This window comes from Pseudomonas sp. LBUM1660 (genome assembly GCF_059695935.1).
Genome location: NZ_CP166795.1, coordinates 1,604,995 through 1,628,131 on the forward strand (window position 1 = coordinate 1,604,995; position 23,137 = coordinate 1,628,131).

Below are 23,137 nucleotides of genomic sequence, written 5' to 3' on the forward strand. Positions count from 1 at the left end.
ACTTTAAATCGGTAGATCGCGATATACAAATATGATTTTGGTCTGGCGACCGCATAAATCGCTATATCGGGTTATAACGATGCGCTGAGTGTAAACATTCGAGGGCGCAATGCTAAGCTGCGCCCATGAACTATCTCGCCCATCTTCACCTCGGTGGCCAGCGTCCCGGTCAATTGCTCGGCAGTCTGTATGGCGATTTCGTCAAGGGACGGCTGCAAGGGCAGTTCGACCCGGAGATTGAAGCGGCCATCCAGCTGCATCGCAGCATCGACGTGTTTACCGACCGCCATCCGTTGGTGGATGCCTCGCTGTCGCGGTTTTCCATCACGCGCCGGCGTTACGCCGGGATCGTGCTCGACGTGTTTTTCGACCACTGCCTGGCGCGGGACTGGACACTTTATTCGGCTCAGCCGCTGGAGCGGTTCACCTCGGATGTGTATCGGGTGCTGTCGGCGGAGCCACAATTGCCGGAACGGTTGGCGAGGATTGCGCCGCACATGGTGGCGAATGACTGGTTGGGGTCTTATCAGGAATTCGACGTGCTGGAGCAGGTGCTACGGGGGATTTCCCGGCGGTTGACCCGACCAGAGGAACTGGCGGGGGCGATGCAGGAATTGCGCGTTCTGTATGAGCCGCTCAGTGAGGATTTCCGGTTGTTCTATCCGCAGCTTCAGAAGTTCGCTGCAACACCGCGAATCTAATGTGGGAGCGGGCTTGCTCGCGAATGCTGTGTGTCATTCAGCATTGATACCAACTGATACACCGCATTCGCGAGCAAGCCCGCTCCCACAGGGGATTAGTGTTTGTTCAGGGGATCTGCATCACGCCGCGATTGCGGGGCGCAGCGGTTCCGGTTGCGCCTGAGGGATCGCCCCAAACAACGCCTTCTGCACCGCCTGCTGTGCCTCGAACGCCAGCGCCGCACGCTCCCGGCCTTCGCAAGCGATCGGCTTGAGCACTTTGATTTCCACTTCCCCGCGATCATTGGCAAACAACCGCATCAGGTGCGACAGCAAATCATCATCGCCAATGAACGGCGCCAGCGAATCAAGTTCACCGTCACGCAGATAACGAATCGCCACCGGCTGCAGCTTCACTTCAGAATCAATCGCCGCTGACAGCAAGCGGCCATGAAAGGTACGCAATGAACGTCCATTGGTGGTGGTACCTTCCGGGAACATCAGCAGCGGATGTGCCTGCGCCAGGTGGCGCGTCATCTGTTTGCGAATCAGTTGGCTGTCACCCGAGCCGCGACGGATAAACAGGCTGCCAGCCTTGGCCGCCAACCAACCGGCCACCGGCCAGGTGCGCACTTCGGCTTTGGACAGAAATGACATCGGCGTGAGCATGCCCAGCAACGGAATGTCGGTCCAGGACACGTGATTGCTGACCCACAGCATCGGCTCTTTCGGCAGTTCACCGTGAACCGTCACGCGAAAGGGCAGGGCGTTGCTCAACCGCGCCATGAAAAATCGCGACCAGCGTTGGCGGCGTACCATCGAATGGGCAATCCCCAAGCGCTCGAACAGCCCGAACACACTGGCCATGCTCAACCCCAACGCGACCACCACCAGCACTCGCGCAATCCGCGCGTACACCCGTAACCGGCTCATCAGACCGCCGCCTTGAAGTGCTTGGCATAACGCGGGCAGAGTTCGTCGCGCTTGAGCAGGATAAACACGTCGGCGACCTGGAAGTCTTCGTCCCAGCACGGCTCGCCGCAGATCTTCGCGCCCAGGCGCATGTAGGCCTTGAGCAGCGGCGGCATTTCGGCGATCACGTTGGATGGGAGGTCCAAAACCGGCAGCGGCTTTTTCGGCTCGGCCCGCAAATGTTCGGTGCACAGGTAACGTTCGCGCAGTCGCTGCATGATCGCGTGGGCCTGAATCCCGCCGTCCTGCATCGGAATGCTCGCGCAACCCATTAAATAGCTGTAGCCGCCCTGATTCAGCACTTCAGCCAATTCACCCCAGAGCACCGCGATGGTGCCGCCGTTGCGATAAGCCGGGTCGACGCAGGTGCGACCGATTTCCAGGATCGGACCCTTCAGGTGGACCAGGCCGTGCAGGCTGAACTCTTCTTCACTGTAGAACTTGCCCAGACTGCTGGCGGCCGTGTGATCGAGCAAACGGGTGGTCGCTACCAAGCGACCGGTGTTCAAGTCACGCACGCCAATGTGGGCGCAGTGAACATCATAGTCGTCCATGTCCAGACCCAGCTCCGCGCCCTTGAGCTTGGCGTTGAACTCGCCGCTGAAGACGTTGAAACGCAAGGCCTGGGCTTCCTGCAATGCCTCGGCGCCCACCAGGCGTTCGGCTTGCAGGCGGCGTTCATTGCCGGTGTCGCTGATGCGGGCGATCTGAGTCATTGGGAATCTCCGTGCGGGCTGGTCAACCCGTCTTGGGTTAGAGCCGATCGACTTTCTTTATGCAGCCGTGTTGTGCAAAGTCAGGCTATGTAGCCCCGGTGTCATCGCCATGAAGCTTTGGTGATGCTTATATGACAGCCCTCAAGGAGCCTCTTATGCCCTGGCAAAACCTGTTGAATCGCCGCGATCGCCTGCCCGTTAACCCGGACCTGGCGGAGGGTTTCGCGACCTTGTTGCACACGTTGGGGACGGTCACGCCTTTCGAGCTGGCGGTGGTCGGCGGTCGGCTGATGGCGACGCCGGGGCTCGCGTTTCTGGTGGGCTATCAGGCGGCGCTGCGCATGCTTTGGCCGAGTGCACCGCTGAGCCTTGGCGCGTTGTGTGCCACCGAACAGCGCAGCCTGCGGGTGGCCGACATGCAGACTCGCCTGAGCGATTTACGCGTGAGTGGGCGCAAGGATTTTGTCACCGCTGGCGATGCGGCCGACTGGCTGCTGATAGCCGCGCGCAGCGAAGCGCCCGGCGAAACTGCGCGCTTGAGTCTGGCGGTGGTCTATCCCGATGAACCGGGCGTGCGCCTGGAAAAACTCCCGGCCATCGCGCTGATGCCGGACATCAGCCACGGTCGGTTGTTTCTGGACAACGCCCAGTGCGAATTGCTCGCGGGGGATGGCTGGGATGCCTACGTCAAACCGTTCCGCACGCTGGAAGACATTTATGTACTGAGCGCGATGACCGCGTGGCTGTATGGGGTGGGGCAGGACAGTGATTGGTCTCAGGCCCTGCAATTGCGGTTGCTGGCGCTGCTGGCCGGGTGTGCGGAAGTCAGCCGGCAAGCGCCGAATAATTTGGCCGGGCATGTGGTGCTGGGGGGATTGTTTGCGCAATTCGAGGGGCTCAAGGCTGAGGTCAATCAGGCACTGGTCGATGGCCCGCAGCACTGGGCGGCGATGTGGCAGCGTGATCAGAGCGTGATGGATCTGGCGGCGGGAGCCAGAGTTAAGCGATTGGCCAAGGCGTTGGCGGCGATCTGACTGGCCTCTTCGCGGGCAAGTCGGATCGCCGCACCGCTCGCTCCTACATGGGATCGCGAACTCCTGTAGGAGCGAGGCTTGCCCGCGAAGGCGGCCGCATAGGCGACACAAATTCCTAAATTGTCATCAACCTCGACTAGGCTCTGCAGGTTCATCCCTCCGAGCCCCCGCCATGTTCAAAGGCTTGCCCCTGATTTTCACGCTGCTGATCAGCCTCACCGCCCACGCCGAAACCTGGCCCGCCGAGCAATGGTCGACCGCTCCGACGGTCACCGGGCCAGCAGTTAAAGCCTTGGAAACCTACGCCTTCCCACCTCGCGATGATTCAACTCGGAAAGGCATCCGCACCGACGCCTTGCTGGTGATCCGTGACGGCCAATTGATCTACGAACGCTACGCCGGCCAAACCACTGCTGAAACTCCCCACCTGACCTGGTCGATCAGCAAAAGCCTGATGGCCACGGTCCTTGGCGTCGCCTATGGCGAAGGTCTGTTCAAACTCCAGGACCCGGTGCTGAAGTTTTATCCACTGCTGGAAAAACACCCGACCCTGACCATGGCCGACCTGCTGCATTGGGCCTCGGGTCTGGACTGGCAGGAAGACTATGAATACGCGCCGTTGAAATCCTCGGTGGTCGCGATGCTCTACACCCGGGGGCACCCGGACATGGCCGCGTTCACCGCCGATCACGGTGAATACGCCAAACCCGGCGAGGCATTCCGTTACTCCAGCGGTGACAGCAATCTGTTGTCTGCGGCGCTGAAAAACATCGTCGGCCCGGTACGTTATCCCGACTATCCATGGACGGCACTGTTCGAGCCTCTGGGGGTTCGCCACGCCGTCTGGGAAAGCGATGCCACGGGAACCTTCGTCGCTTCGTCCTATGCCTACCTCACCGCCCGTGACCTGGCGCGAGTCGGTCTGCTGATGGCGCGTGACGGTCGTTGGGGTGATCGACAGCTGCTGCCCAAAGACTGGGTCGCCTTTAACCGCGAACCCTTCGCCCGCTATCAAGCCAATCAGGACGATGCGGTTCCTGGCGGCCATTGGTGGCTCAATCGCGCGGGGGAGGGTGCTGCCAGTCCCTGGCCGGATGCCCCTGCTGACACCTTTGCCGCACTAGGCCATTGGGGGCAGGCGATGTACGTGATTCCCAGTGAAAACCTGGTGATCGTGCGCTACGGCGATGACCGCGACGACCTCTACCTGCACAACGAATTGCTCAAGCTCGCGCTCAAGGCCTTTGCCGGGAAGGTGCAGCCATGAACAACTTTATTCGTCGCCGACCGTTCAGCACGATGTGGCTGGTACTGCTGGTCGCCTTGCTCGGCTGGATCTGGCAGGAGCGGGTGGCGTTGTGGGCATTCCCCGACATCATCAGCGCCTACACCGCCAAGGAATATTGCTCGTGCCGGTACGTGATGAACAATCAGGCCGGGTACTGCCACACCTATGTAAAACAGTGGCTGCCCACCAGCGACTTTACCGATGACCCCGCGAGCAAGCGCGTGACCGTCAGCGGCATGGGCCGCAGCAACAGCGCGCAATGGATCGGCGAACGCCAGGGTTGCCGCCTGCAACCCTGAATGTGCTGAAATTTCTTGTGGTGTAGGGCTATTGTGGCGAGGGGGTTTACCCCCGTTGCGCTGCGAAGCAGTGCCAAAACCTGCAACAGTGTTTTATCTGACACACCGAGGTTGCTGAATTTACGACTGCTGCGCAGCCGAACGGGGGTAAACCCCCTCGCCACAACAGCCCTTCACCAAAGGGATATGTCATTGGTTCAAGTTCGGTGGCATTAGAGTTTGCAACCTGCCTCAGGGCGGTTAAGGTTCGTGCAGGTTTATTTGCCCCACGAGTCTCTATGTTCAAGCGGTCCCTTTCCAAAACCCTCGCCTTCCTGCTGCTGGCCGGCACCACCCTGTCGGCCCAAGCCAATTGGTACCTCGACGGCGAGTCCTCGCGGCTGTCGTTCATCAGCACCAAAAACGCCAACATCTCCGAAGTGCAGCGCTTTCTGGTGCTGCACGGAAAGGTCAGTCCCAAAGGCCTGGCCGAGGTGGAAGTCGAGATGGAGTCGGTGAACAGCGGCATCCCGTTGCGTGACGAACGCATGCGCAAGGAGTTGTTCGAGATCCAGACCTTTCCCGAAGCGCTGATCACCGCGCAGATCGATCTGCGCCCGATCAACGACCTCGCACCCGGTGCCCAACTGGAGCTGCGCTTGCCGCTGACCGTCAACCTTCACGGTAAAACCCACGAATACAACGCCGAACTGCTGGCAACTCGTCTCGATGACCGGCGCTTCCAGGTGGTGACCCTTGAACCGATTATCATCAATGCCGAAGACTTTGATCTGGCACCGGGCCTGGAAAGTTTGCGCAAGGTCGCCGGATTGTCGGCCATCAGTCTGTCGGTGCCGGTGGGTGCGGTACTGATATTCACGGCGCGCTGACATGGCCGGTGCAATCTTCCCCTGGCGTGCAGGCAACCACTTCGAACTGCTGATCGACGGCCCGCAGTTCTTCCCGCGCATGTTGGTCGCGATTGCCCGCGCTGAAGAACAGGTCGAACTGGAGCTGTACCTGGTGGAGGCGGGGGCCTGCGCCGAGGCCATGGTCCAGGCGTTGGTTCAGGCGGCCGAGCGCGGCGTGCGCGTGCGCTGCCTGTTCGATGACTACGGCAGCCTCGCGTTCACCCTGACCTTGCGTCAGCGTCTGACGGCCGCGGGCGTGGAGCTGCGTTTCTACAATCGCCTGAGCTGGCGGCGCTGGCTCGGTAACTTCTACCGCGATCACCGCAAGCTGTTGCTGGTCGATCAGAGCATGGCGGTGGTCGGTGGCACGGGCGTCACCGATGAGTTCTGGACGCCGGGCGAAGACACCAGCGAATGGCATGAAGTGATGGTGGAAATCACCGGTCCCTTGGTCATCGACTGGCAGTTGCTGTTCGATCGGCAATGGATCGCCAACCGCCACCGCCGCGCCTGGAAACCCTCATCGCACTTCGGCTTGCCGCGTTTGCCCCGGGTGCCGCCCATGGGCGAGGGCATGGGCCGGGTGGCCTATGCCGACGCCCGCCAGCACCGCGACATCCTGCAATCGCTGATTCGTGCGCTGAACAGCGGCCAGCGGCGGATCTGGCTGGCTACGCCTTATTTCCTGCCGACCTGGAAAGTCCGCCGCTCATTGCGCAGGGCCGCCGGCCGGGGCGTCGACGTGCGTCTGCTGCTGACCGGGCCGCGCACCGATCACCCGTCGGTGCGCTACGCCGGGCACCGCTATTACCCGCGACTGCTCAAGGCCGGAGTGAAGATCTTCGAATACCAGCCGTGTTTCCTGCACCTGAAAATGGTGCTGATCGATGACTGGGTGAGCATCGGCTCGTGCAATTTCGATCACTGGAACCTGCGCTTCAACCTCGAAGCCAACCTTGAAGCGCTGGACCCGGGGCTGACGCGAGCGGTGGTGGAGAGTTTCGAGAAGGACTTTGCGTTGAGCCAGGAAGTGAGCCTGGAGGCATGGCAACGCCGACCGCTGTGGCGGCGAGTCAAGCAAAGGGTGTGGGGATGGGTGGATCGATTGGTGGTGAATCTGCTGGATCGACGCGGATAGTCGTCACACCAAAAAACCACTGTAGGAGCAGGCTCACTCCGACAGTGGTTTCAAGTTGCGATCAAATTGTGTGTACGACGCTAATCCCTTGTGGGAGTGAGCCTGCTCGCGATGGCGGCGTGACAGTCAACAGAGATGTTGAATGTGATGGCCTCATCGTCGGAACGCCGCCCGGAGCAAGCTCACTCCCACAGGTTTATTGCGGTGTGTCAGGGGTTACAGCAATTCAAAGCTCTGCTGCGTCACGTCCTGGGAATCCAGGCCGATCTGCACGTTGAACTTGCCGGGCTCCGCCGCGTACTTGAGCTGGGCGTTGTAGAACTTCAAGTCATCTTCGGTGATGGTGAAGTGCACGACTTTCTGTTCGCCGGCCTTCAACGTGATTTTCTGGAAGTTCTTCAGTTCCTTGACGGGGCGGATCATCGAGCCGGTCACGTCCTGGATGTACAGTTGCACCACGGTTTCGCCGTCGCGCTTGCCGGTGTTTTTCAGCATGACGCTGGCGTCGAGCTTGCCGGTCTTGTTCAGCGTGGTCGACGACAGCGCCATGTCGGTCAGGCTGAAATCGGTGTAGCTCAGGCCGAAGCCGAACGGGAACAGCGGCCCGGTGGTGTCATCAAAATACTGCGAGGTGTAGTTGCCCGGTTTGCCCGGCGTGAACGGCCGGCCGATGCTCAGGTGGTTGTAGTAGGTCGGAATCTGGCCTACGGAACGCGGGAAGGTGATCGGCAGTTTGCCCGACGGATTGTAGTCGCCGAACAGTACATCGGCGATGGCGTTGCCGCCTTCGGTGCCGCTGAACCAGGTTTCCAGAATCGCGTCCGCCTGTTCCTTCTCTTCGAGAATCGACAGCGGGCGGCCGTTCATCAAAACCAGCACCAGCGGTTTGCCAGTGGCTTTCAGTGCCTTGATCAGCTCGCGCTGGTTGGCCGGGATATTGATGTCGGTGCGGCTCGATGACTCGTGGGACATGCCACGGGACTCGCCGACGGCTGCGACCACGACATCAGCGTCCTTGGCCGCCTTCACCGCTTCGTCGATCAGCACTTGGGCCGAACGCGGATCGTCGACCACTTCCGGGGCATCGAAGTTGAGGAAGTTCAGGTAATCGAGCACTTTCTTGTCGCTGGTGATGTTGGCGCCACGGGCATAGATCAGCGTCGATTTATCCCCCAGCGCTTGGGTCATGCCATCGAACAAGGTGACCGATTGAGCCGGACGACCGTTGGCGGCCCAACTGCCCATCATGTCGATCGGTGCCTTGGCCAGCGGGCCGACCAGGGCGATTTTTGCAGTTTTCTTCAACGGCAGGGTTTCGCCCTGGTTTTTCAGCAACACCATGCTGCGGCGCGCAACATCACGGGCCTCGGTGCGGTGCAGACGGCTGTCGGCGTTAGTGTCGGCCGGATCATCTTCAGCCTTGCCGATGCGCAGGTAAGGGTCCTTGAACAGGCCCATGTCGTACTTGGCGTCGAGCACCGCACGCACGGCGTTGTCGATGTCGCTCTGCTGGATCTCACCGGCCTTCAGCAGACCTGGCAGTTCCTTGCCGTAGAGCGTGTCGTTCATGCTCATGTGGATGCCGGCCTTGATCGCCAGCTTCGCGGCTTCGCGACCGTCAGCGGCAACGCCGTGCTTGATCAGCTCGAAAATCGCCCCGTGGTCGCTGACTGCCAGGCCTTTGAAACCCCATTCCTTGCGCAGCAGGTCGTTCATCAGCCAAGTGCTGGCCGTGGCCGGCACGCCGTTGATCGAGTTCAGCGCAACCATCACACCCCCCGCGCCGGCGTCGATGGCGGCGCGGTACGGTGGCAGGTAGTCCTGGTACATTTTAACCGGGCTCATGTCGACGACGTTGTAGTCGCGACCGCCCTCGACCGCGCCGTACAGGGCAAAGTGCTTGACGCTGGCCATGATGCTGTCGGCCGCGTTTGCGCCAGTGCCCTGGAAGGCCCGGACCATGACGCCGGCAATGCGCGACACCAGGTAAGTGTCTTCGCCGAAGCCTTCGGACGTGCGGCCCCAACGTGGGTCACGGGAAATGTCGACCATTGGCGCGAAGGTGATGTCGAGGCTGTCCGACGCGGCTTCCTTGGCGGCGATTCGCCCGGACAGGCCGATGGCGTCCATGTCCCAGCTCGAGGCCAGGGCCAGCGGGATCGGGAAAATCGTACGGTGGCCGTGGATCACGTCATAGGCGAAGAACATCGGGATCTTCAACCGGCTGCGCATGGCCGCGTCCTGCATCGGACGGTTTTCCGGACGGGTGATCGAGTTGAACGTGCCGCCGATGTTGCCGGCCGCGATTTCCTTGCGGATCAGCTCGCGAGGCATTTCCGGGCCGATGCTGATCAGGCGCAACTGGCCGATCTTTTCATCGAGGGTCATCTGCTTCATCAGTTTGCTGATGAACGCGTCCTTGTTTTCCAGAGGTGCAGGGGTCGTGGCGGCCAATACGGTATGACTGGCCAGGCTGACGAACAGTCCCAGCAAACACAGCTTCTTCATGAATAGTTTTCTCAAAAGCCTAAACGGCAGTGAATACGCGCCGGTCAGCCAAAATTTAGGGAGCGACTATTGTTGTTCAAGTAAATGCATGCACACTTGCGCAGTGTTTTAGCGCAGGGGCATCTTTTAGCCCATTGGCTCGATGCAATCCAGTGGTGGTGGCAGATTATGCCCCAAGAGACCGGACAGAAGGTCGCGGGTTGTTTTTCAAACGGAATGTGCAAGGGAGCGTCAACCAGATGAATGTACGACACCACTATCGATCGAGCCTGCAGGTTGCGGCCTTGATGTTGCTCACCACGCTGCTGGCCGGCTGCGGCATCAACAACATTCCGACCCTCGACGAACAGGCCAAGGCCGCCTGGGGGCAGGTGCAGAACCAGTACCAGCGCCGCGCCGACCTGATCCCCAATCTGGTGGAAACCGTCAAGGGCTACGCCAAACACGAAGAAGAAACCCTGACCGCGGTGATCGAAGCCCGGGCCAAGGCGACCTCGATCCAGGTGGATGCCAGCACCCTGGACAACCCGGAAAAACTCAAGCAGTTCCAGCAGGCGCAGGATCAGCTGACGGGTGCCTTGAGCCGTTTGATGGTGGTGTCCGAGCGTTACCCGGACCTCAAGGCCAACCAGAATTTCCTCGCGTTGCAATCGCAGCTCGAAGGCACCGAGAACCGCATCGCCGTGGCGCGTCGCGACTTCATCCTCGCGGTGCAGAAGTACAACACTGAAATCCGCACCTTCCCGGGTCGGCTGTGGCACACGGTGATGTACAGCGATTTGCCGATTCGCGAAACCTTCGAGGCCACCAGCCCCAATGCTGAAAAAGCGCCTGAAGTGAAGTTCTGATCGGCTTGACGCATCACCACGGATGAGGTTGCCAATGCGCGTGTTGAAAGTGGGCCTGGTGCTGGTGCTGTGGGTGTTTGCCCTGGCGGCCCAGGCCGAGTTGAAGTTTCCGCAGCTGACCGGGCGGGTGGTCGATAACGCCCAGATGATCGAGCCGTCGGTGCGCGAGCAACTGACGCAGCAACTCCAGGCCCATGAAAAAGCCACTGGCGAGCAGTTGGTCGTGGTGACGTTGCCGAACTTGCAGGGCACCGACATTGCCGATTTCGGTTATCAGCTGGGACGCTACTGGGGCATCGGCCAGAAGGACAAAAACACCGGCGCGTTGCTGATCGTTGCGCGCGATGATCGTAAATTGCGCATCGAAGTCGGTTACGGCCTGGAAGATCGTCTGACCGACGCGCAGAGTTCGGTGATCATCAATCAAGTGATCACACCAGCGTTCAAGACCGGCAACTTCAGCAAGGGCATCAGCGACGGGGTCGCTGCGATGCTGGTGGTGTTGGGCGGCAATCCGCTGGATGAACCGTCGACGGTCTATGAGCCGCGCGGCGATGAAGGTGACGATTTCGTGTCCCGCCACCCGGGTGTCTTCGTGTTTCTGGTGTTGCTGTTCATCCTGACGATTTTCGTCTGCCAGATGTTCGGGATCCTGCCCAGCGGTGGAGGTGGCAGAGGCCGTTCGGGGGGCGGTTTCGGCGGTGGCGGTTTTGGCGGCGGTGGAGGCGGCGGGGGCTTCAGCGGCGGTGGCGGCAGTTTCGGGGGCGGCGGTTCGTCGGGCGGCTGGTGATAACAATAATGAATGGGCATTGGTGAACATGGCTTTACTGACTGAACACGAACAACGCAAAGTCGCCGAGGCGATTGCCCGGGTCGAGCGCGACACCGACGCCGAACTGGTGACCGTGCTTGCGGCCCGCGCCGACGACTACGCGTACATCCCGCTGCTCTGGGCCAGCCTGCTGGCGCTGGTGGTGCCGGGTGTCGTGCATTACCTGACAGGCTGGCTGACCATGCACAGTCTGCTGCTGGTGCAATGGATCACGTTCATCGTGTTGTGCCTGGTGTTTCGGATTCCGAAAATCACCACCCACCTGATCCCGCGCTCGGTACGCCATTGGCGAGCGTCAAACCTGGCACGACGGCAGTTTCTGGAGCAGAACCTGCACCACACCGTGGGCAGCACCGGGATGCTGATTTTCGTCTGCGAAGCCGAGCGATATGTGGAGATTCTGGTGGACGAAGGGATTTCGAAACGGCTGGACAACAAGAACTGGGACGCGATTGTTGCGGCGTTTACGCAGCAAGTGAAGCAGGGCCAGACGTTGCAGGGGTTTGTGACGTGCGTTGAGGCGTGCGGCGAGTTGCTCAAGGTGCACGTGCCGGTGACGCATGTGAGGAATGAGTTGCCGAATCGGTTGGTGGTTTTGGGCTAAAGCTTTGCTGCAACTCATTCCCTGTAGCAGCTGGCGCAGCCTGTGTTCGGCTGCGAAGCAGTCGTGAATTCAGGCGGTGCGGTCATTCAGGCAAACCATGCATACCGGTTTTACGACTGCTTCGCAGCCGAACGCAGGCTTCGCCAGCTGCTACAGATCGCACCGTTCGGTAAATAACTGCGTGTCCCGGCCGGCCATCCCCCCTAAAATACCCGCCATTCCCCGATTCGCTCCGCCCGAGGCCGTTTTTTCCATGTCTGTCACCGCCACTCCCGCCAGCCTCGCGCCGGATCACCATGCCCAGTTCATCGACTTGCTGCAAACCAGCCTCGACCAGAATGCCTTCATCAAACTGGTCCTGGCCAAGTACGTCGGCACCGAAGCCGATTTGCAGCGGCTGATCATCAAGCAGCTCACGGTCAAGGATCAGCCCTGCCTGTCCTTCGTCTACCGCTACAAGACCCGCGACATCACCAAGAACCTGCCGCTTGCCGAGGGCGTGGCGACCCTCGCCGCGCTGTTGCCAGCCTCGTTCAAAAATGCGCATTTACTGTCGCTGACTGATGAAGCGCAGCTGGAATACAGCAAAAAGGGCAAGTCTTCGCTGTTCAAGAGCAAACCTCAGCAATTGCGCGAAGTGCCTTCCGCCGAGCACAACCGCGAGAAAAACCGCTTCCTCGACCTGAGCCGTCCGTTCCTCGCCGACCTGGGCGTTACAAACAGCAAGCACGAGCTGATCCCGGCGATGTCGCGCAAGTGGAAGCAGATCAACAAGTTCATCGAAGTCTTCAGCCATGCACTGACCACCTCGCCCTTGGCGCTGGACAAACCGGTGCAGGTTGCGGATTTCGGCTCGGGCAAGGGTTACCTGACCTTCGCGATCCACGACTACCTGCGCAACACCCTGAAGGCCGAAGGCGTGGTGACCGGCGTCGAGTTGCGCGAAGAAATGGTCAACCTGTGCAATGACGCCGCCGCCAAGCTCGAGCATCCGGGGCTGGTCTTCAAGTGCGGTGACGTGCGCAGCGTGGCGCCGAGCGAGCTGGACGTGATGATCGCGCTGCACGCCTGCGACATCGCCACCGACTATGCGATTCACACCGGCATCCGCTCCGGCGCCTCGATCATCATGTGCTCGCCGTGCTGCCACAAACAGATCCGCCTGCAAATCCAGAGCCCGGCGCTGCTCAAGCCGATGCTGCAATACGGTCTGCACCTGGGTCAGCAAGCGGAAATGGTCACCGACAGTTTGCGTGCGTTGTTCCTGGAAGCCTGTGGTTATGAAACCAAGGTGTTCGAGTTCATCTCACTGGACCACACCAACAAGAACAAGATGATTCTGGCGGTCAAACGCGCCGAGCCGGTGGACCCGGCCCAGCTGTTGGTGAAGATCCAGGAACTGAAGGACTTCTACCAGATCACCGAACATTGCCTTGAAACCCTGCTCCGAGCCGACGGCTACCTCTAAAACATCGCATGACCCTGTAGGAGCCAGGCTTGCCGGCGAAGGCGATAGTGCCGACGCCTTCGCCGGCAAGCCTGGCTCCTACAGGTCACGCGGTGGCAATGCGTGCGGGTTTCACCGCCGTCTTGCGTCCAAGCATCACCGTCACGATCACCCCGGCCGCAAACAGCCAGGTGATCGGCTCGATGTGTTCACCGAAGAACAACGCGGAAAACGCAATGGTGAAGAAGATCTGCAACAGCTGGATCTGACTGACCCGGGCAATGCCGCCCCTCGCCAACCCGGCGTACCAGGCAAAGAACCCGATGAACTGCGAGAACAGCGAAACATAACCAAACGCCCACCAGGTCTTGGCCGAAATCTCACCCTGGTGTTGCAGCGCCAAATACACCACCGGTCCGATCAGCAGCGGCGTCGACAACACCAGCGCCCAGCAGATCACCTGCCAGCCGCCCATCTCCTTGGCCAACCGGCCGCCCTCGGCATAACCCAATCCCCCCACGGCAATCGCCCCGAGCATCAGCAAATCACCGGCCTGAATACTGCCGGCCCCGCTGATCAGCGCATAACCGAGCACCAGCGCACTGCCCAGCGCGGCGCAGGCCCAGAAGGCTTTCGACGGTCGTTCGTGGGACAACCACGCGGCGTACAGCGCGACGCACAGCGGTTGCAAACCGTTGACCAGCGCGCCGTGAGACGCCGGCAAGGTTTGCATGGCCCAGGCCGACAACACCGGGAAGCCAAGGATCACGCCTGCGATCACCAGTGTCAGGCCTTTGACCTGTTTCCAGGTCGGCCATTTTTCCCGGCGCCACACCAACAAGATCGCCGCCGGCACCGCCGCAAACAGCGCCCGACCCAGGCCGTTGAGCAGCGGATGAAGTTCCTGCACGACGATCCGCGTGAAGGGCAGGGTGAGGCTGAAGATCACAACGCCGAGCAGGCCGAGGGCCATGCCGGTGTTTTCGCGCGAGGACATGATGGGGGACCAGAATCTAGAGTGATTGGGGGTGTATTCATCTAGCCATAAATCAATGGTTTTGGCGCTTACAGCTGGGAACAGAAATATCCGTACAGTGACCGCGATTCTTGTGGCGAGGGAGCTTGCTCCCGTTCGGCTGCGCAGCAGTCGTAAAACCTGGAGACCTGATTCTCCGGGAAGAATGCAGGGGGGCCGCTTCGCAGCCCAGCGGGAGCAAGCTCCCTCGCCACAAAGGCCGAACTCAAACCTACATTGTCAGTAGTAGGTGGTTATTACCCGACCTCGCGGATAAGGACTACCTTGAATACTCCTGCGTATTTCCCAGAGGAGTCCTCCCCATGGCTGCCAAGAAAATTCTGATGCTGGTCGGCGATTACGTCGAAGATTACGAAGTGATGGTGCCTTTCCAGGCGCTGCTGATGGTCGGCCACACAGTGCATGCCGTTTGCCCGGACAAATCCGCCGGACAGACCGTGCGCACGGCGATTCACGACTTCGAAGGCGACCAGACCTACAGCGAAAAACCCGGCCACTTGTTCGCCCTGAACTTCGATTTCGCCAAGGTCGCCGAAGCCGACTACGACGCGCTGCTGATCCCGGGCGGTCGTGCGCCGGAATACCTGCGTCTGAATGAAAAAGTCCTGGAACTGGTGCGCGCGTTCGACAAGGCCGGCAAGCCGATCGCCGCCGTGTGTCACGGAGCGCAATTGCTGGCGGCAGCGGGGATTCTCGAAGGTCGCGAGTGCAGCGCTTATCCTGCCTGCGCGCCGGAAGTGCGTCTGGCGGGCGGTACGTTCATCGATATCCCAGTGACGGAAGGTCACGTTCAAGGCAATCTGGCCACTGCGCCTGCCTGGCCGGCGCACCCGAGCTGGCTCGCCGGTTTCCTCGGGTTGCTGGGCACCAAAATCACGCTGTAACGAGGGACTTTTTCATGTGCGAGCTGTACGTCAAAGCCGATCCGATTCTCTACGAATCGCGCTCCCGCTCGCTGCGCATCTGCGGGGTGGTCACCACCCTGCGCCTGGAAAATCAGTTCTGGGACATCCTCAGCGAAATCGCCGCGGTCGATGGCATGACTACCAACCAGTTGATCGCCAAGCTGTATGAAGAGGTGATGGACTATCGCGGCGAGGTAGTGAATTTCGCCTCGTTTTTGCGGGTGAGTTGTACGCGGTATTTGACTCAGCGGCGGGTGCAGGTGCCGGAGTTGTCGGTGGTGCGGGCGGGAGCTAAGTAGCGAATACTGCGTCGACCCAATCGCGAGCAGGCTCGCTCCCACAGTGGATCGCATTTCCATTGTAGGAGCGAGGCTTGCCCGCGAAGAGGCCGGTACAGGCGACAGATATCCCTGGCTGGTCTTTACTCTGAAGCGCGAAACCTTTCAATTGCCAAGGAGAAAGAGCATGTCCGGATGGTACGAAGTGAGCAAAAGCAGCAATGGTCAGTTCAAGTTTGTACTGAAGGCCGCCAACGCCGAAACCATTCTGACCAGCGAGCTGTACACCACTCGTGGCGCTGCCGACAACGGCATTGCTTCGGTGCAGAAGAACAGCCCGCTGGATGAGCGCTACGAAAAGAAAACCACCAAGGATGGCCATCCTTACTTCAACCTCAAGGCCGGCAACCACGAGATCATCGGGAGTAGCGAGACCTACTCTTCCACTGGCGCGATGGATAAAGGCATCGCCAGCGTCAAGGCCAATGGGCCGACTACCGTGATCAAGGACAAGACCTTGCCGGTGCTGTGAACACACCTTTAAACCCAATACAAATCCATTGTGGGAGCTAGCCTGCTAGCGATGGCTGCTTAACATTCGACGAAGATGTTGAATGTCAGGCCGCTATCGCTAGCAGGCTAGCTCCCACATTGGTTTTTGTGAACTTTGAGATCAGCGCAAGGCTTTCAACAAGTCTTGCAACTGGTTGATCCCGGCCTCACCGAGTGGAAACACCGGTAACCGCGGATCGCCTACTTCCAACCCGGTCGCACGCAATCCCGCCTTGATCGTCGCCGGCAAGCCACCCTTGAGGATGAAGTCCAGCAGCGGCAATTGGCGATAGAACAGTTCACGCGCCTTGCCCAGATCGTTAGCCAGAACCGCCTCATACAAATCAAGATTGAGCTGCGGGATCAGGTTCGGCGCCGCTGTGCACCAACCTTTCGCACCCGCCGCGAACGCTTCCAGCGCCAGCGGGTTGCAGCCGTTGTAGAACGGCACCCGACCTTCGCCGAGCAGTTGCAGTTTGTGCATGCGCTGGATGTCGCCGGTGCTCTCCTTGACCATGGTCACGTTCTCCACGGCGTTGACGATCCGCAGGATCAGGTCCACCGACATGTCGGTGCCGCTGGTGGCCGGGTTGTTATAGAGCATGATCGGGACGCCGATGCTTTCGCCGATGGCGCGGTAGTGGGCGAGGATTTCCGCTTCGCTGAGTTTCCAGTAGGACGTCGGCAGCACCATCACCACATCAGCCCCGTGAGCTTCGGCGAAACGCGCGCGGCGCACGGCTTTGGCGGTGGTCAGGTCGGACACGCTGACGATGGTCGGCACGCGCTTGGCCACATGCTTGATGCTGAATTCGCTGACCTGATCCCATTCTGCGTCGCTCAGGTAAGCGCCTTCGCCGGTGCTGCCCAACGGTGCGATGGCGTGGACGCCGCCGTCGATCAAACGGTCGATGGAGCGCCCGAGCGCGTCGAGGTCAACGCCTTCGCCATTGGCGGTGAACGGGGTGATGGTGTAGCCGATGATGCCGTGAATGGTTGGGGTCGACATGTTGCGTCTCCTTCAGAAAATGATCGGGTTCAGTTCAGGCAATCGGCGTGTTGACGCAGGTTCTGCCGGGCGTAGTAGTTGAAGGCAGCGCCGTGGCGCTTGGGTTTCGAGATCCAGTCATGGGCTTCGCGGCCCAGCTCCGGCAGGATCGGCTTGATGGTCCCGGCACTCATCGCCAGCAGTTGCAGCTTTGCGGCACGCTCGATCAGCTGAGCGATGACACAGGCTTCTTCGATGGTCGTGCCGGTGGACAACTGGCCGTGGTGCGACAGCAGGATGGCCCGTTTGTCGCCCAGGGCGCCGGCGATCAAATCGCCTTCTTCGTTGCCCACCGGTACACCCGGCCAGCCTTCGAGAAACGCGCAATCGTCGTAGAGCGGGCAGAGGTCCATGTGGGAAATCTGCAGCGGCACTTCGAGCATCGACAGCGCCGCGACGTGAGTCGGGTGGGTGTGAATGATGCAGTTCACGTCGGGCCGGGCGCGGTATACCCAACTGTGGAACCGATTGGCCGGGTTGGGCATGCCGTGGCCTTCGAGCACTTCCAGGTCTTCGTTGACCAGCAGCAGATTGCTCGCGGTGATCTCGTCGAAACCCAGTCCCAATTGTTGAGTGTAATAGGTGCCCGGCAGAGGGCCTCGGGCGGTGATTTGCCCGGCCAGGCCAGAGTCGTGACCATTCTCGAACAGAATCCGGCAGGTCAGGGCCAGCTTTTGCCGGTCGGTCCACGTATTATCCACCAGGGTGTTTTGCATCTGGGTCAGCGCTTGCTTGACCAGTTGCGCTTTGGGTAGTGCTAAGGTCTTGGCCATATCGGTGTCCTTAGGTGGTTCATGTAAATGACACTAAAGAGGCTATATGACACACTGTGTCATTGGCAAGGGTAAATCGTCGCCTCCTTGATGGATTAATCGTTCTTCATGTCTATCCGTTTGAAATTACTGAGAAAAAAACTTGGCGTGACGCTGGAGGCCCTGGCCGAAAAATCCGGCATGACCAAGAGCTATCTATCGAAAGTCGAGCGCGGGCTGAATACCCCGTCGATCGCGGCGGCCCTGAAACTGGCCAAGGCGCTGAACGTGAAGGTCGAGGAGTTGTTCTCCGAAGACAACATCAGCCTCGACAGTTACAGCCTGGTGCGCAGCGACGAACGCCAGTCCCTGGCGGCCAACGATGAAAGCCCCGGCTACGCGGTGCTGGCCCACCAGGTCAGCGAGCGCAGCCTGCTGCCGTTCATGATTTATCCTCCGAGCGAATTCGCGGATAAAACCTTCAAGGAACACTTGGGGGAAGAGTTTCTGTTTGTCCACGAAGGGCAGGTAGAAGTGGACTTCATGAACGAGCGCGTGCTGCTCAATCGCGGCGATGCGCTGCACTTCAATGCGCAGAAACCGCACCGGATTCGCTCAGTGGGCGAGGTTCAGGCGCAGTTGCTGGTGGTGGTGCATAGCGCTGAGGAATAAAGTCGCCAGGCTGTTGTGGCGAGGGAGCTTGCTCCCGCTCGGCTGCGAAGCAGTCGTAAAACCTGACAATGCGTTTTCTCTGAAAAAATGCAGGGGCCGCTTCGCAGCCCAGCGGGAGCAAGCTCCCTCGCCACAGGTTCGGTGTTCGCTTCAGACCTCGACGGGAACTGTGAGCTTCGGGCTGCCGAGCGCATGGGTCTTCGAATCAAAAAACCGCAATTCTGACCCCGTCCCCTCAAACACCTTCGCGTAATGCCGCTTCTGATGCTGGATAAACGCCTTGCTGCGCGGGTAAATCGAGATCGCCACCACCTTCGGTTTCGCTTGGCGCAACGCATGGATGATGTGGCTGTCCTGCTCGCCCAGGGCATGCCCGAACAGGCACAACCCATCGCCATGGCTCAGTAACTGGTCGTAGCAAAACGACAGATAATCCGAGCTGCGAATGGTCTTGAGCTTGTCCTGCGCCGGCCCTTCGTTGATGAACAGCGGCACATCGTCCAGCGTCTTGATGGTGTTGTTGATCGCAAAACTGCCCAGCAACGTGCCCTCGGTCGACATCAGCTTGCGCGCCGTGCCGTCCTGATTGCGCACCAGATGCAGGCCACCGTGCAGGTACAGCAAACGGGTTTTGTCGGTCGCCGTGACGCTCAGATCAAAACCCGGTTCTGCACCCTGGAACAGATCGGTGATGGCATCAGGCTGATGCTGGATTGCCCAGTAGTTGAGCAAGTCGTAATTGGTGGTGAACACCGTTCGATAGCGGCCGAGCTCCTGACTGATGGCGGCCAGGGTCGACGGCACCACCAGTCGCCATGGGATGTGCACCGCGTGAACCGTGTTGATCAGCGCTTCCTTGATCGCGTAGTAACGATTGCGCGGCGCGGCGGAGCTGACGGCCAGGGCCTTGTTGACCCGGCTGGTGGTTTTCAGCGCACTCAGCACCTGTTCGAAACTGCGCGTCTGCATCGCGTCAAACACGCTCAGCTCAGACTGGCTCAGGGGTTTTTCTTCGACGGTGCGGGCGTTTTCGAACAGCGAGTCGTAGCCGAAGTCGTCCCACACTGCACGGCTGGCGCCGTTGCCCACCAGCAAGCCGCTGAACGAGGCGGTGGCGCGCAAGGCGTTCCAGTCTTCAAGTTGGGCATCAACATCCTGGAAATCGGTCATTGCGATTCAAAGTCTCAAAGCAAGTGGTCTGATGGGCGGCGACTTTATCACGACGGGGACTTGAGCCAGATCAAGTTACGGCGTAACCGAAAGGTCGATCCTGTGGGTACCCGCTGGATCGGCGCTGCCGATTCGGCCCCAGCCAGGAGAGTCGCCCATGAGCAGCACGTTTTTCATCCCTTCCGTAAACATTATGGGCAACGGATGCCTCGACGAAGCCATGGACGCCATTCGCAAGTACGGCTTTCGCAAGGCGCTGATCGTCACCGACGTCGGGCTGGCCAAGGCCGGTGTGGCGAAGATGATTGCTGAAAAACTGGCGATGCAGGACATCGACTCGGTGATCTTCGACGGCGCCAAACCGAATCCGAGCATGGCCAACGTCGAGCGCGGCCTGGGCCTGCTCAAGGAAAGTCGCTGTGATTTCGTGGTGTCGCTCGGAGGCGGTTCGCCCCATGACTGTGCCAAGGGCATCGCGTTATGTGCGACCAACGGTGGGCAGATCCGCGACTACGAAGGCGTCGACCGATCGACCCAGCCGCAACTGCCGCTGATCGCGATCAATACCACCGCCGGCACGGCCAGCGAAATGACCCGCTTTTGCATCATTACCGACGAATCGCGCCACGTGAAAATGGCCATCGTCGACCGCAACGTCACGCCGCTGCTGTCGGTCAATGACCCGGCGCTGATGGTCGCCATGCCCAAGGGCCTGACCGCCGCCACCGGCATGGACGCGCTGACTCATGCCATCGAAGCCTATGTGTCCACCGCAGCCAATCCGATCACCGATGCCTGCGCACTGAAAGCCATCACCTTGATCAGCAGCAACCTGCGCCTGGCCGTGCGCGACGGTAGCGACATGGCCGCACGGGAAAATATGGCCTACGCGCAGTTCCTCGCCGGCATGGCGTTCAATAACGCATCCCTGGGTTATGTCCACGCGATGGCTCACCAGTTGGGCGGCTTCTACGACTTGCCGCACGGCGTGTGCAACGCGGTGCTGCTGCCCCATGTGCAGAGTTTCAATGCGCTGGTGTGCGCCCCGCGCCTGACCGATGTCGCCCACGCAATGGGCGCCGATATCCGCGGCTTAAGCTCGGAAGAAGGCGCTCAAGCGGCGATCATGGCGATCCGCAGTCTGTCCCGCGACGTGGAGATTCCCACCGGTTTACGTGAACTTGGGGCCAAGCTCAACGACATCCCGACGCTCGCCACCAATGCGCTGAAAGACGCCTGCGGCCTGACCAATCCACGGGTGGCGGATCAGCGCCAGATCGAGGAGATTTTCCGCAACGCGTTTTAATAGGTTTGACGACCGCGCGCGAGCATCACGCAGAGCATCGCGCCCAAGGCCAGCAAGGTGCAAAACAGGGACAGTGGCCATGCTTGCTGGCTCGCGATCAGGCTGGCAATCGCGCCGATGATGGCGGCCATCAGTTGGTGAATGAAACCGCTCAACGCCATCGCATAAGCCCCACCGACCGGTGAGCCGTCGTTGGCCAGGGATAGACTGATCGGGTAGTTCAAAGACTGCCCGAACACCGCAAAGCAGTACGGCAACCAGAACAGCAGCGCAACGGAGGTGCCCGCGATGCTCCCCAGCAACATCACCGCGCTGCCGCCCAATACCAGGCCCACGCCCACGGTCATCAGCCAGCGTTGACCGGTGCGAAGCACGAAAGCATTGACCCCCAACGCCCCCAGAAAATACGCCGCGCTGATCGGCCAGCCCAACAGCCCGTATTCCACGGCCGACCAGTTGAAGGGACCTTGCAGAATCAGCGGCGCCGCGGTGTTGAACGCAATGATCACCCCATAACCGAGGCCGCCGGCAAGTGCCGGCAACAGGAAGGCTCGATCACGCAGAATGCGCCTGTAGCTCGGCCAGGCGGACGACTGAACAGGCTCCTCGTTCAGCACCGTGAACGTGACCCGCGCCACCACCATCGCCATCAACAGGCTCACGCCGCCCAACAGATAAAAAATCGCCGGCCAGCCCAGCGCCACCTGAATGATCGACCCCAGGTACTGGCCGATCCCCAGCGCCACTACAAAAGAAATCGATAGCCAGGACAGTGCCTTGGCCAGCAGGTCTCCGCGGAAACTGTCGCGGATCAGTACCCGCGCCATGACCGAAATCCCGCTGGCGCCAATCCCCTGGACCAGTCGCCAGAACAGGAACGTTTCAAGCGTCTGGCCCAAGGGCAGGGCAAGGTTACCCAGCCCGTAGATACCGAGTGCGGCGAGCAACACCGGTTTTCGGCCAATGCGCTGACCCAGGCTGCCCCAGAACAACATCGGCAGCGCCATTCCGATCAGGTACACCGCCAACCCCCAGGACACCTGAGAGGCGTCGGCGGACAGATCCCGGGCGATGTCTGGCAGCGCCGGCAGGTAAATGCTCATGCCCAGTTGGGCGAGAAACACCGTACTGCAGGTGACGAGGAGCGTGGTGCTGCTCTTCATTGAGTCTTCCTTGTGTTTCAGAAACCGACGTCCCCGTCGTGGGTGCGTAAAGCTACATCAAGTGGCGCGACTTTTTCAGCAGGGCGACATCGACCCTCTCAACCAGACAACAAAAACAATCGGACACCCAAAGGAAGTCCGCCAGGAGAAAGCACCATGAGCCTCAATTTCGTCTGGCATAACAACTGATTGAGCGAATTCATCGAGCCGGGGATAGTGCGTGGCTGAAATCACTCGCTATAAGTGCATAAGGAGCAAGGAAATGACATTGAGGTCTGGATTGATCGGTTGTGCTGTCGTGTGCAGTTTCCTGGTGACCAGCGAAGCACTGGCGAGATGTGAAAAGCCGCCGCTTTCGAGCGAGTTCGGATATTCAGTGTGCAAGGACTGGCCAGCCTATCCGGGATTGTCGATTACCGCGTTGTCGCAACTTGAGTCCCGGCCTTCGTCTGATAGCTCTGGCCGCGATGGGATTTACGATCTCAACCTTGCCTTGGTTTCTACTGACGGGTTGAAGCCCGTGGCGACGTATCATCGCGCATCCGTTTTTGAGTCGGATGCGATTGCGTTGGACGACCTGCAACTCGACACCGCGCGATACAAACTCACTTCCGATTTGCGCGCGTTTGGTGTGCGAGTTTTGTTCAAAGGCTCATCACGCATCAATCCATTCGATCAAACGTTGCTATCGCTCTACGTGAAAGACGGTGAAATGGTGCGTCCGGTCATGGATCGGTTGATCACCTATCAATACAGCGGCGAATGGGATGGCAACTGTGCCGGTGAGCGTTCGGAAGTCGTTCGCACCGTCGAAATCGGCAGAACCAGCTCCCATGGTTTCACAGACCTAATCGTCAAATCGGTATCTACCACTATGGTTGGGAACGGTGAGGGCGAGGCATGTGAATCCAGATCAACGACAGCAAAACCCGTGATAACCACTTTGCGTTACGACGGTAAACAATATGTAGTCCCCGAAGCTCTCAAAGGTTTATGACC

The 23,137-nt window shown here is 60.0% G+C and carries 24 protein-coding genes; 16 read left to right on the plus strand and 8 right to left on the minus strand.

Translation table 11 applies throughout. The features are described from left to right. Positions 1-125: 125 nt before the first annotated feature. Entirely contained in the window at positions 126-701 is a 576-nt protein-coding gene (locus ACA068_RS07535; protein ID WP_497308817.1) for an acyl carrier protein phosphodiesterase, read from the plus strand. A gap of 120 nt (positions 702-821) precedes the next feature. On the opposite strand, the gene ACA068_RS07540 is transcribed toward ACA068_RS07535, so the two are convergent. Beyond that, entirely contained in the window at positions 822-1,613 is a 792-nt protein-coding gene (locus ACA068_RS07540) for a lysophospholipid acyltransferase family protein (protein ID WP_219095247.1), read from the minus strand. Continuing rightward, on the minus strand, positions 1,613-2,368 hold the full coding sequence (gene olsB, locus ACA068_RS07545) for an L-ornithine N(alpha)-acyltransferase (protein ID WP_010462503.1): 756 nt from the start codon (positions 2,366-2,368) through the stop codon (positions 1,613-1,615). Before olsB ends, ACA068_RS07540 begins: the two co-directional genes overlap by 1 nt. Positions 2,369-2,523: 155 nt before the next feature. On the opposite strand from olsB, the gene ACA068_RS07550 reads away from it, so the two are divergent. The 5 genes from ACA068_RS07550 to ACA068_RS07570 all read left to right on the plus strand — a co-directional run bounded on the left by ACA068_RS07550 (position 2,524) and on the right by ACA068_RS07570 (position 7,017). Next, on the plus strand, positions 2,524-3,402 hold the full coding sequence (locus ACA068_RS07550) for an acyl-CoA dehydrogenase middle domain-containing protein (protein WP_497308820.1): 879 nt from the start codon (positions 2,524-2,526) through the stop codon (positions 3,400-3,402). A gap of 172 nt (positions 3,403-3,574) precedes the next feature. After that, positions 3,575-4,669 carry a serine hydrolase domain-containing protein gene (locus ACA068_RS07555; protein ID WP_497308822.1) on the plus strand — a complete coding sequence of 365 codons (1,095 nt, stop codon included), beginning with the start codon at positions 3,575-3,577 and terminating at the stop codon, positions 4,667-4,669. Next, positions 4,666-4,989, plus strand: coding sequence for an amidase (locus tag ACA068_RS07560; protein ID WP_497308824.1), 324 nt, complete (start codon positions 4,666-4,668; stop codon positions 4,987-4,989). The genes ACA068_RS07555 and ACA068_RS07560 overlap by 4 nt, the downstream gene beginning before the upstream one ends. 278 nt (positions 4,990-5,267) lie before the next feature. Next, positions 5,268-5,858 (plus strand): YceI family protein, encoded by a 591-nt coding sequence (locus ACA068_RS07565; protein ID WP_497308826.1) that lies wholly within the window; start codon positions 5,268-5,270, stop codon positions 5,856-5,858. A 1-nt stretch (position 5,859) separates the two neighbouring features. Beyond that, positions 5,860-7,017, plus strand: coding sequence for a phospholipase D-like domain-containing protein (locus ACA068_RS07570; protein ID WP_497308828.1), 1,158 nt, complete (start codon positions 5,860-5,862; stop codon positions 7,015-7,017). Positions 7,018-7,233: 216 nt separating this feature from the next. Here the strand turns inward: ACA068_RS07570 and bglX are convergent, their stop codons facing one another. Then, a complete protein-coding gene (gene bglX / locus ACA068_RS07575; protein WP_497308830.1) occupies positions 7,234-9,525 on the minus strand; it encodes a beta-glucosidase BglX in 2,292 nt (763 codons plus the stop codon). 239 nt (positions 9,526-9,764) lie between these two features. Between bglX and ACA068_RS07580 the strand changes: the two genes are divergently transcribed. The 4 genes from ACA068_RS07580 (at position 9,765) to ACA068_RS07595 (ending at position 13,277) form a co-directional block, all read left to right on the plus strand. Beyond that, entirely contained in the window at positions 9,765-10,373 is a 609-nt protein-coding gene (locus ACA068_RS07580) for a LemA family protein (RefSeq protein WP_497308832.1), read from the plus strand. A gap of 34 nt (positions 10,374-10,407) precedes the next feature. Continuing rightward, complete coding sequence (locus tag ACA068_RS07585) at positions 10,408-11,163, plus strand: TPM domain-containing protein (protein ID WP_497308834.1); 756 nt, start codon at positions 10,408-10,410, stop codon at positions 11,161-11,163. A gap of 28 nt (positions 11,164-11,191) precedes the next feature. Then, complete coding sequence (locus ACA068_RS07590) at positions 11,192-11,809, plus strand: TPM domain-containing protein (RefSeq protein ID WP_497308836.1); 618 nt, start codon at positions 11,192-11,194, stop codon at positions 11,807-11,809. A gap of 253 nt (positions 11,810-12,062) precedes the next feature. Further along, on the plus strand, positions 12,063-13,277 hold the full coding sequence (locus tag ACA068_RS07595; RefSeq protein WP_497308838.1) for a class I SAM-dependent methyltransferase: 1,215 nt from the start codon (positions 12,063-12,065) through the stop codon (positions 13,275-13,277). Positions 13,278-13,362: 85 nt separating this feature from the next. Here the strand turns inward: ACA068_RS07595 and ACA068_RS07600 are convergent, their stop codons facing one another. Then, positions 13,363-14,253, minus strand: a complete 891-nt coding sequence (locus tag ACA068_RS07600) for a DMT family transporter (RefSeq protein WP_497308840.1) — start codon at positions 14,251-14,253, stop codon at positions 13,363-13,365. A gap of 341 nt (positions 14,254-14,594) precedes the next feature. Here ACA068_RS07600 and ACA068_RS07605 point away from each other — a divergent pair, with 341 nt between their 5' ends. The 3 genes from ACA068_RS07605 to ACA068_RS07615 all read left to right on the plus strand — a co-directional run bounded on the left by ACA068_RS07605 (position 14,595) and on the right by ACA068_RS07615 (position 16,007). Further along, complete coding sequence (locus ACA068_RS07605; RefSeq protein WP_192420596.1) at positions 14,595-15,176, plus strand: DJ-1/PfpI family protein; 582 nt, start codon at positions 14,595-14,597, stop codon at positions 15,174-15,176. Positions 15,177-15,190: 14 nt separating this feature from the next. Next, positions 15,191-15,496, plus strand: coding sequence for a ribbon-helix-helix domain-containing protein (locus ACA068_RS07610; protein ID WP_497308842.1), 306 nt, complete (start codon positions 15,191-15,193; stop codon positions 15,494-15,496). 166 nt (positions 15,497-15,662) lie between these two features. Beyond that, positions 15,663-16,007 (plus strand): YegP family protein, encoded by a 345-nt coding sequence (locus ACA068_RS07615; RefSeq protein WP_403098842.1) that lies wholly within the window; start codon positions 15,663-15,665, stop codon positions 16,005-16,007. 141 nt (positions 16,008-16,148) lie between these two features. On the opposite strand, the gene ACA068_RS07620 is transcribed toward ACA068_RS07615, so the two are convergent. Continuing rightward, a complete protein-coding gene (locus tag ACA068_RS07620; RefSeq protein WP_497308844.1) occupies positions 16,149-17,036 on the minus strand; it encodes a dihydrodipicolinate synthase family protein in 888 nt (295 codons plus the stop codon). 29 nt (positions 17,037-17,065) lie between these two features. Then, positions 17,066-17,848: an aldolase gene (locus tag ACA068_RS07625; RefSeq protein ID WP_497308846.1), complete on the minus strand. Its 783-nt coding sequence runs from the start codon at positions 17,846-17,848 to the stop codon at positions 17,066-17,068. A gap of 108 nt (positions 17,849-17,956) precedes the next feature. Here ACA068_RS07625 and ACA068_RS07630 point away from each other — a divergent pair, with 108 nt between their 5' ends. Next, complete coding sequence (locus tag ACA068_RS07630; RefSeq protein WP_109628351.1) at positions 17,957-18,499, plus strand: helix-turn-helix domain-containing protein; 543 nt, start codon at positions 17,957-17,959, stop codon at positions 18,497-18,499. 150 nt (positions 18,500-18,649) lie between these two features. On the opposite strand, the gene ACA068_RS07635 is transcribed toward ACA068_RS07630, so the two are convergent. Further along, positions 18,650-19,669, minus strand: a complete 1,020-nt coding sequence (locus ACA068_RS07635) for a DUF4917 family protein (protein WP_497308848.1) — start codon at positions 19,667-19,669, stop codon at positions 18,650-18,652. Positions 19,670-19,826: 157 nt separating this feature from the next. Here ACA068_RS07635 and yiaY point away from each other — a divergent pair, with 157 nt between their 5' ends. Next, positions 19,827-20,975 (plus strand): L-threonine dehydrogenase, encoded by a 1,149-nt coding sequence (gene yiaY, locus ACA068_RS07640; RefSeq protein ID WP_497308850.1) that lies wholly within the window; start codon positions 19,827-19,829, stop codon positions 20,973-20,975. On the opposite strand, the gene ACA068_RS07645 is transcribed toward yiaY, so the two are convergent. Beyond that, a complete protein-coding gene (locus ACA068_RS07645) occupies positions 20,972-22,138 on the minus strand; it encodes a multidrug effflux MFS transporter (RefSeq protein ID WP_497308852.1) in 1,167 nt (388 codons plus the stop codon). The genes yiaY and ACA068_RS07645 overlap by 4 nt on opposite strands. Before the next feature lie 262 nt (positions 22,139-22,400). On the opposite strand from ACA068_RS07645, the gene ACA068_RS07650 reads away from it, so the two are divergent. Next, complete coding sequence (locus tag ACA068_RS07650) at positions 22,401-23,135, plus strand: PA3715 family protein (protein WP_497308854.1); 735 nt, start codon at positions 22,401-22,403, stop codon at positions 23,133-23,135. Positions 23,136-23,137 lie beyond the last annotated feature (2 nt).

Coding starts and splice junctions, on each gene's coding strand:
- ACA068_RS07535 (WP_497308817.1), top strand. CDS start 126: ATGAACTATCTCGCCCATCTTCACCTCGGTGGCCAGCGTCCCGGTCAA.
- ACA068_RS07540 (WP_219095247.1), bottom strand. CDS start 1,613: ATGAGCCGGTTACGGGTGTACGCGCGGATTGCGCGAGTGCTGGTGGTG.
- olsB (WP_010462503.1), bottom strand. CDS start 2,368: ATGACTCAGATCGCCCGCATCAGCGACACCGGCAATGAACGCCGCCTG.
- ACA068_RS07550 (WP_497308820.1), top strand. CDS start 2,524: ATGCCCTGGCAAAACCTGTTGAATCGCCGCGATCGCCTGCCCGTTAAC.
- ACA068_RS07555 (WP_497308822.1), top strand. CDS start 3,575: ATGTTCAAAGGCTTGCCCCTGATTTTCACGCTGCTGATCAGCCTCACC.
- ACA068_RS07560 (WP_497308824.1), top strand. CDS start 4,666: ATGAACAACTTTATTCGTCGCCGACCGTTCAGCACGATGTGGCTGGTA.
- ACA068_RS07565 (WP_497308826.1), top strand. CDS start 5,268: ATGTTCAAGCGGTCCCTTTCCAAAACCCTCGCCTTCCTGCTGCTGGCC.
- ACA068_RS07570 (WP_497308828.1), top strand. CDS start 5,860: ATGGCCGGTGCAATCTTCCCCTGGCGTGCAGGCAACCACTTCGAACTG.
- bglX (WP_497308830.1), bottom strand. CDS start 9,525: ATGAAGAAGCTGTGTTTGCTGGGACTGTTCGTCAGCCTGGCCAGTCAT.
- ACA068_RS07580 (WP_497308832.1), top strand. CDS start 9,765: ATGAATGTACGACACCACTATCGATCGAGCCTGCAGGTTGCGGCCTTG.
- ACA068_RS07585 (WP_497308834.1), top strand. CDS start 10,408: ATGCGCGTGTTGAAAGTGGGCCTGGTGCTGGTGCTGTGGGTGTTTGCC.
- ACA068_RS07590 (WP_497308836.1), top strand. CDS start 11,192: ATGGCTTTACTGACTGAACACGAACAACGCAAAGTCGCCGAGGCGATT.
- ACA068_RS07595 (WP_497308838.1), top strand. CDS start 12,063: ATGTCTGTCACCGCCACTCCCGCCAGCCTCGCGCCGGATCACCATGCC.
- ACA068_RS07600 (WP_497308840.1), bottom strand. CDS start 14,253: ATGTCCTCGCGCGAAAACACCGGCATGGCCCTCGGCCTGCTCGGCGTT.
- ACA068_RS07605 (WP_192420596.1), top strand. CDS start 14,595: ATGGCTGCCAAGAAAATTCTGATGCTGGTCGGCGATTACGTCGAAGAT.
- ACA068_RS07610 (WP_497308842.1), top strand. CDS start 15,191: ATGTGCGAGCTGTACGTCAAAGCCGATCCGATTCTCTACGAATCGCGC.
- ACA068_RS07615 (WP_403098842.1), top strand. CDS start 15,663: ATGTCCGGATGGTACGAAGTGAGCAAAAGCAGCAATGGTCAGTTCAAG.
- ACA068_RS07620 (WP_497308844.1), bottom strand. CDS start 17,036: ATGTCGACCCCAACCATTCACGGCATCATCGGCTACACCATCACCCCG.
- ACA068_RS07625 (WP_497308846.1), bottom strand. CDS start 17,848: ATGGCCAAGACCTTAGCACTACCCAAAGCGCAACTGGTCAAGCAAGCG.
- ACA068_RS07630 (WP_109628351.1), top strand. CDS start 17,957: ATGTCTATCCGTTTGAAATTACTGAGAAAAAAACTTGGCGTGACGCTG.
- ACA068_RS07635 (WP_497308848.1), bottom strand. CDS start 19,669: ATGACCGATTTCCAGGATGTTGATGCCCAACTTGAAGACTGGAACGCC.
- yiaY (WP_497308850.1), top strand. CDS start 19,827: ATGAGCAGCACGTTTTTCATCCCTTCCGTAAACATTATGGGCAACGGA.
- ACA068_RS07645 (WP_497308852.1), bottom strand. CDS start 22,138: ATGAAGAGCAGCACCACGCTCCTCGTCACCTGCAGTACGGTGTTTCTC.
- ACA068_RS07650 (WP_497308854.1), top strand. CDS start 22,401: ATGACATTGAGGTCTGGATTGATCGGTTGTGCTGTCGTGTGCAGTTTC.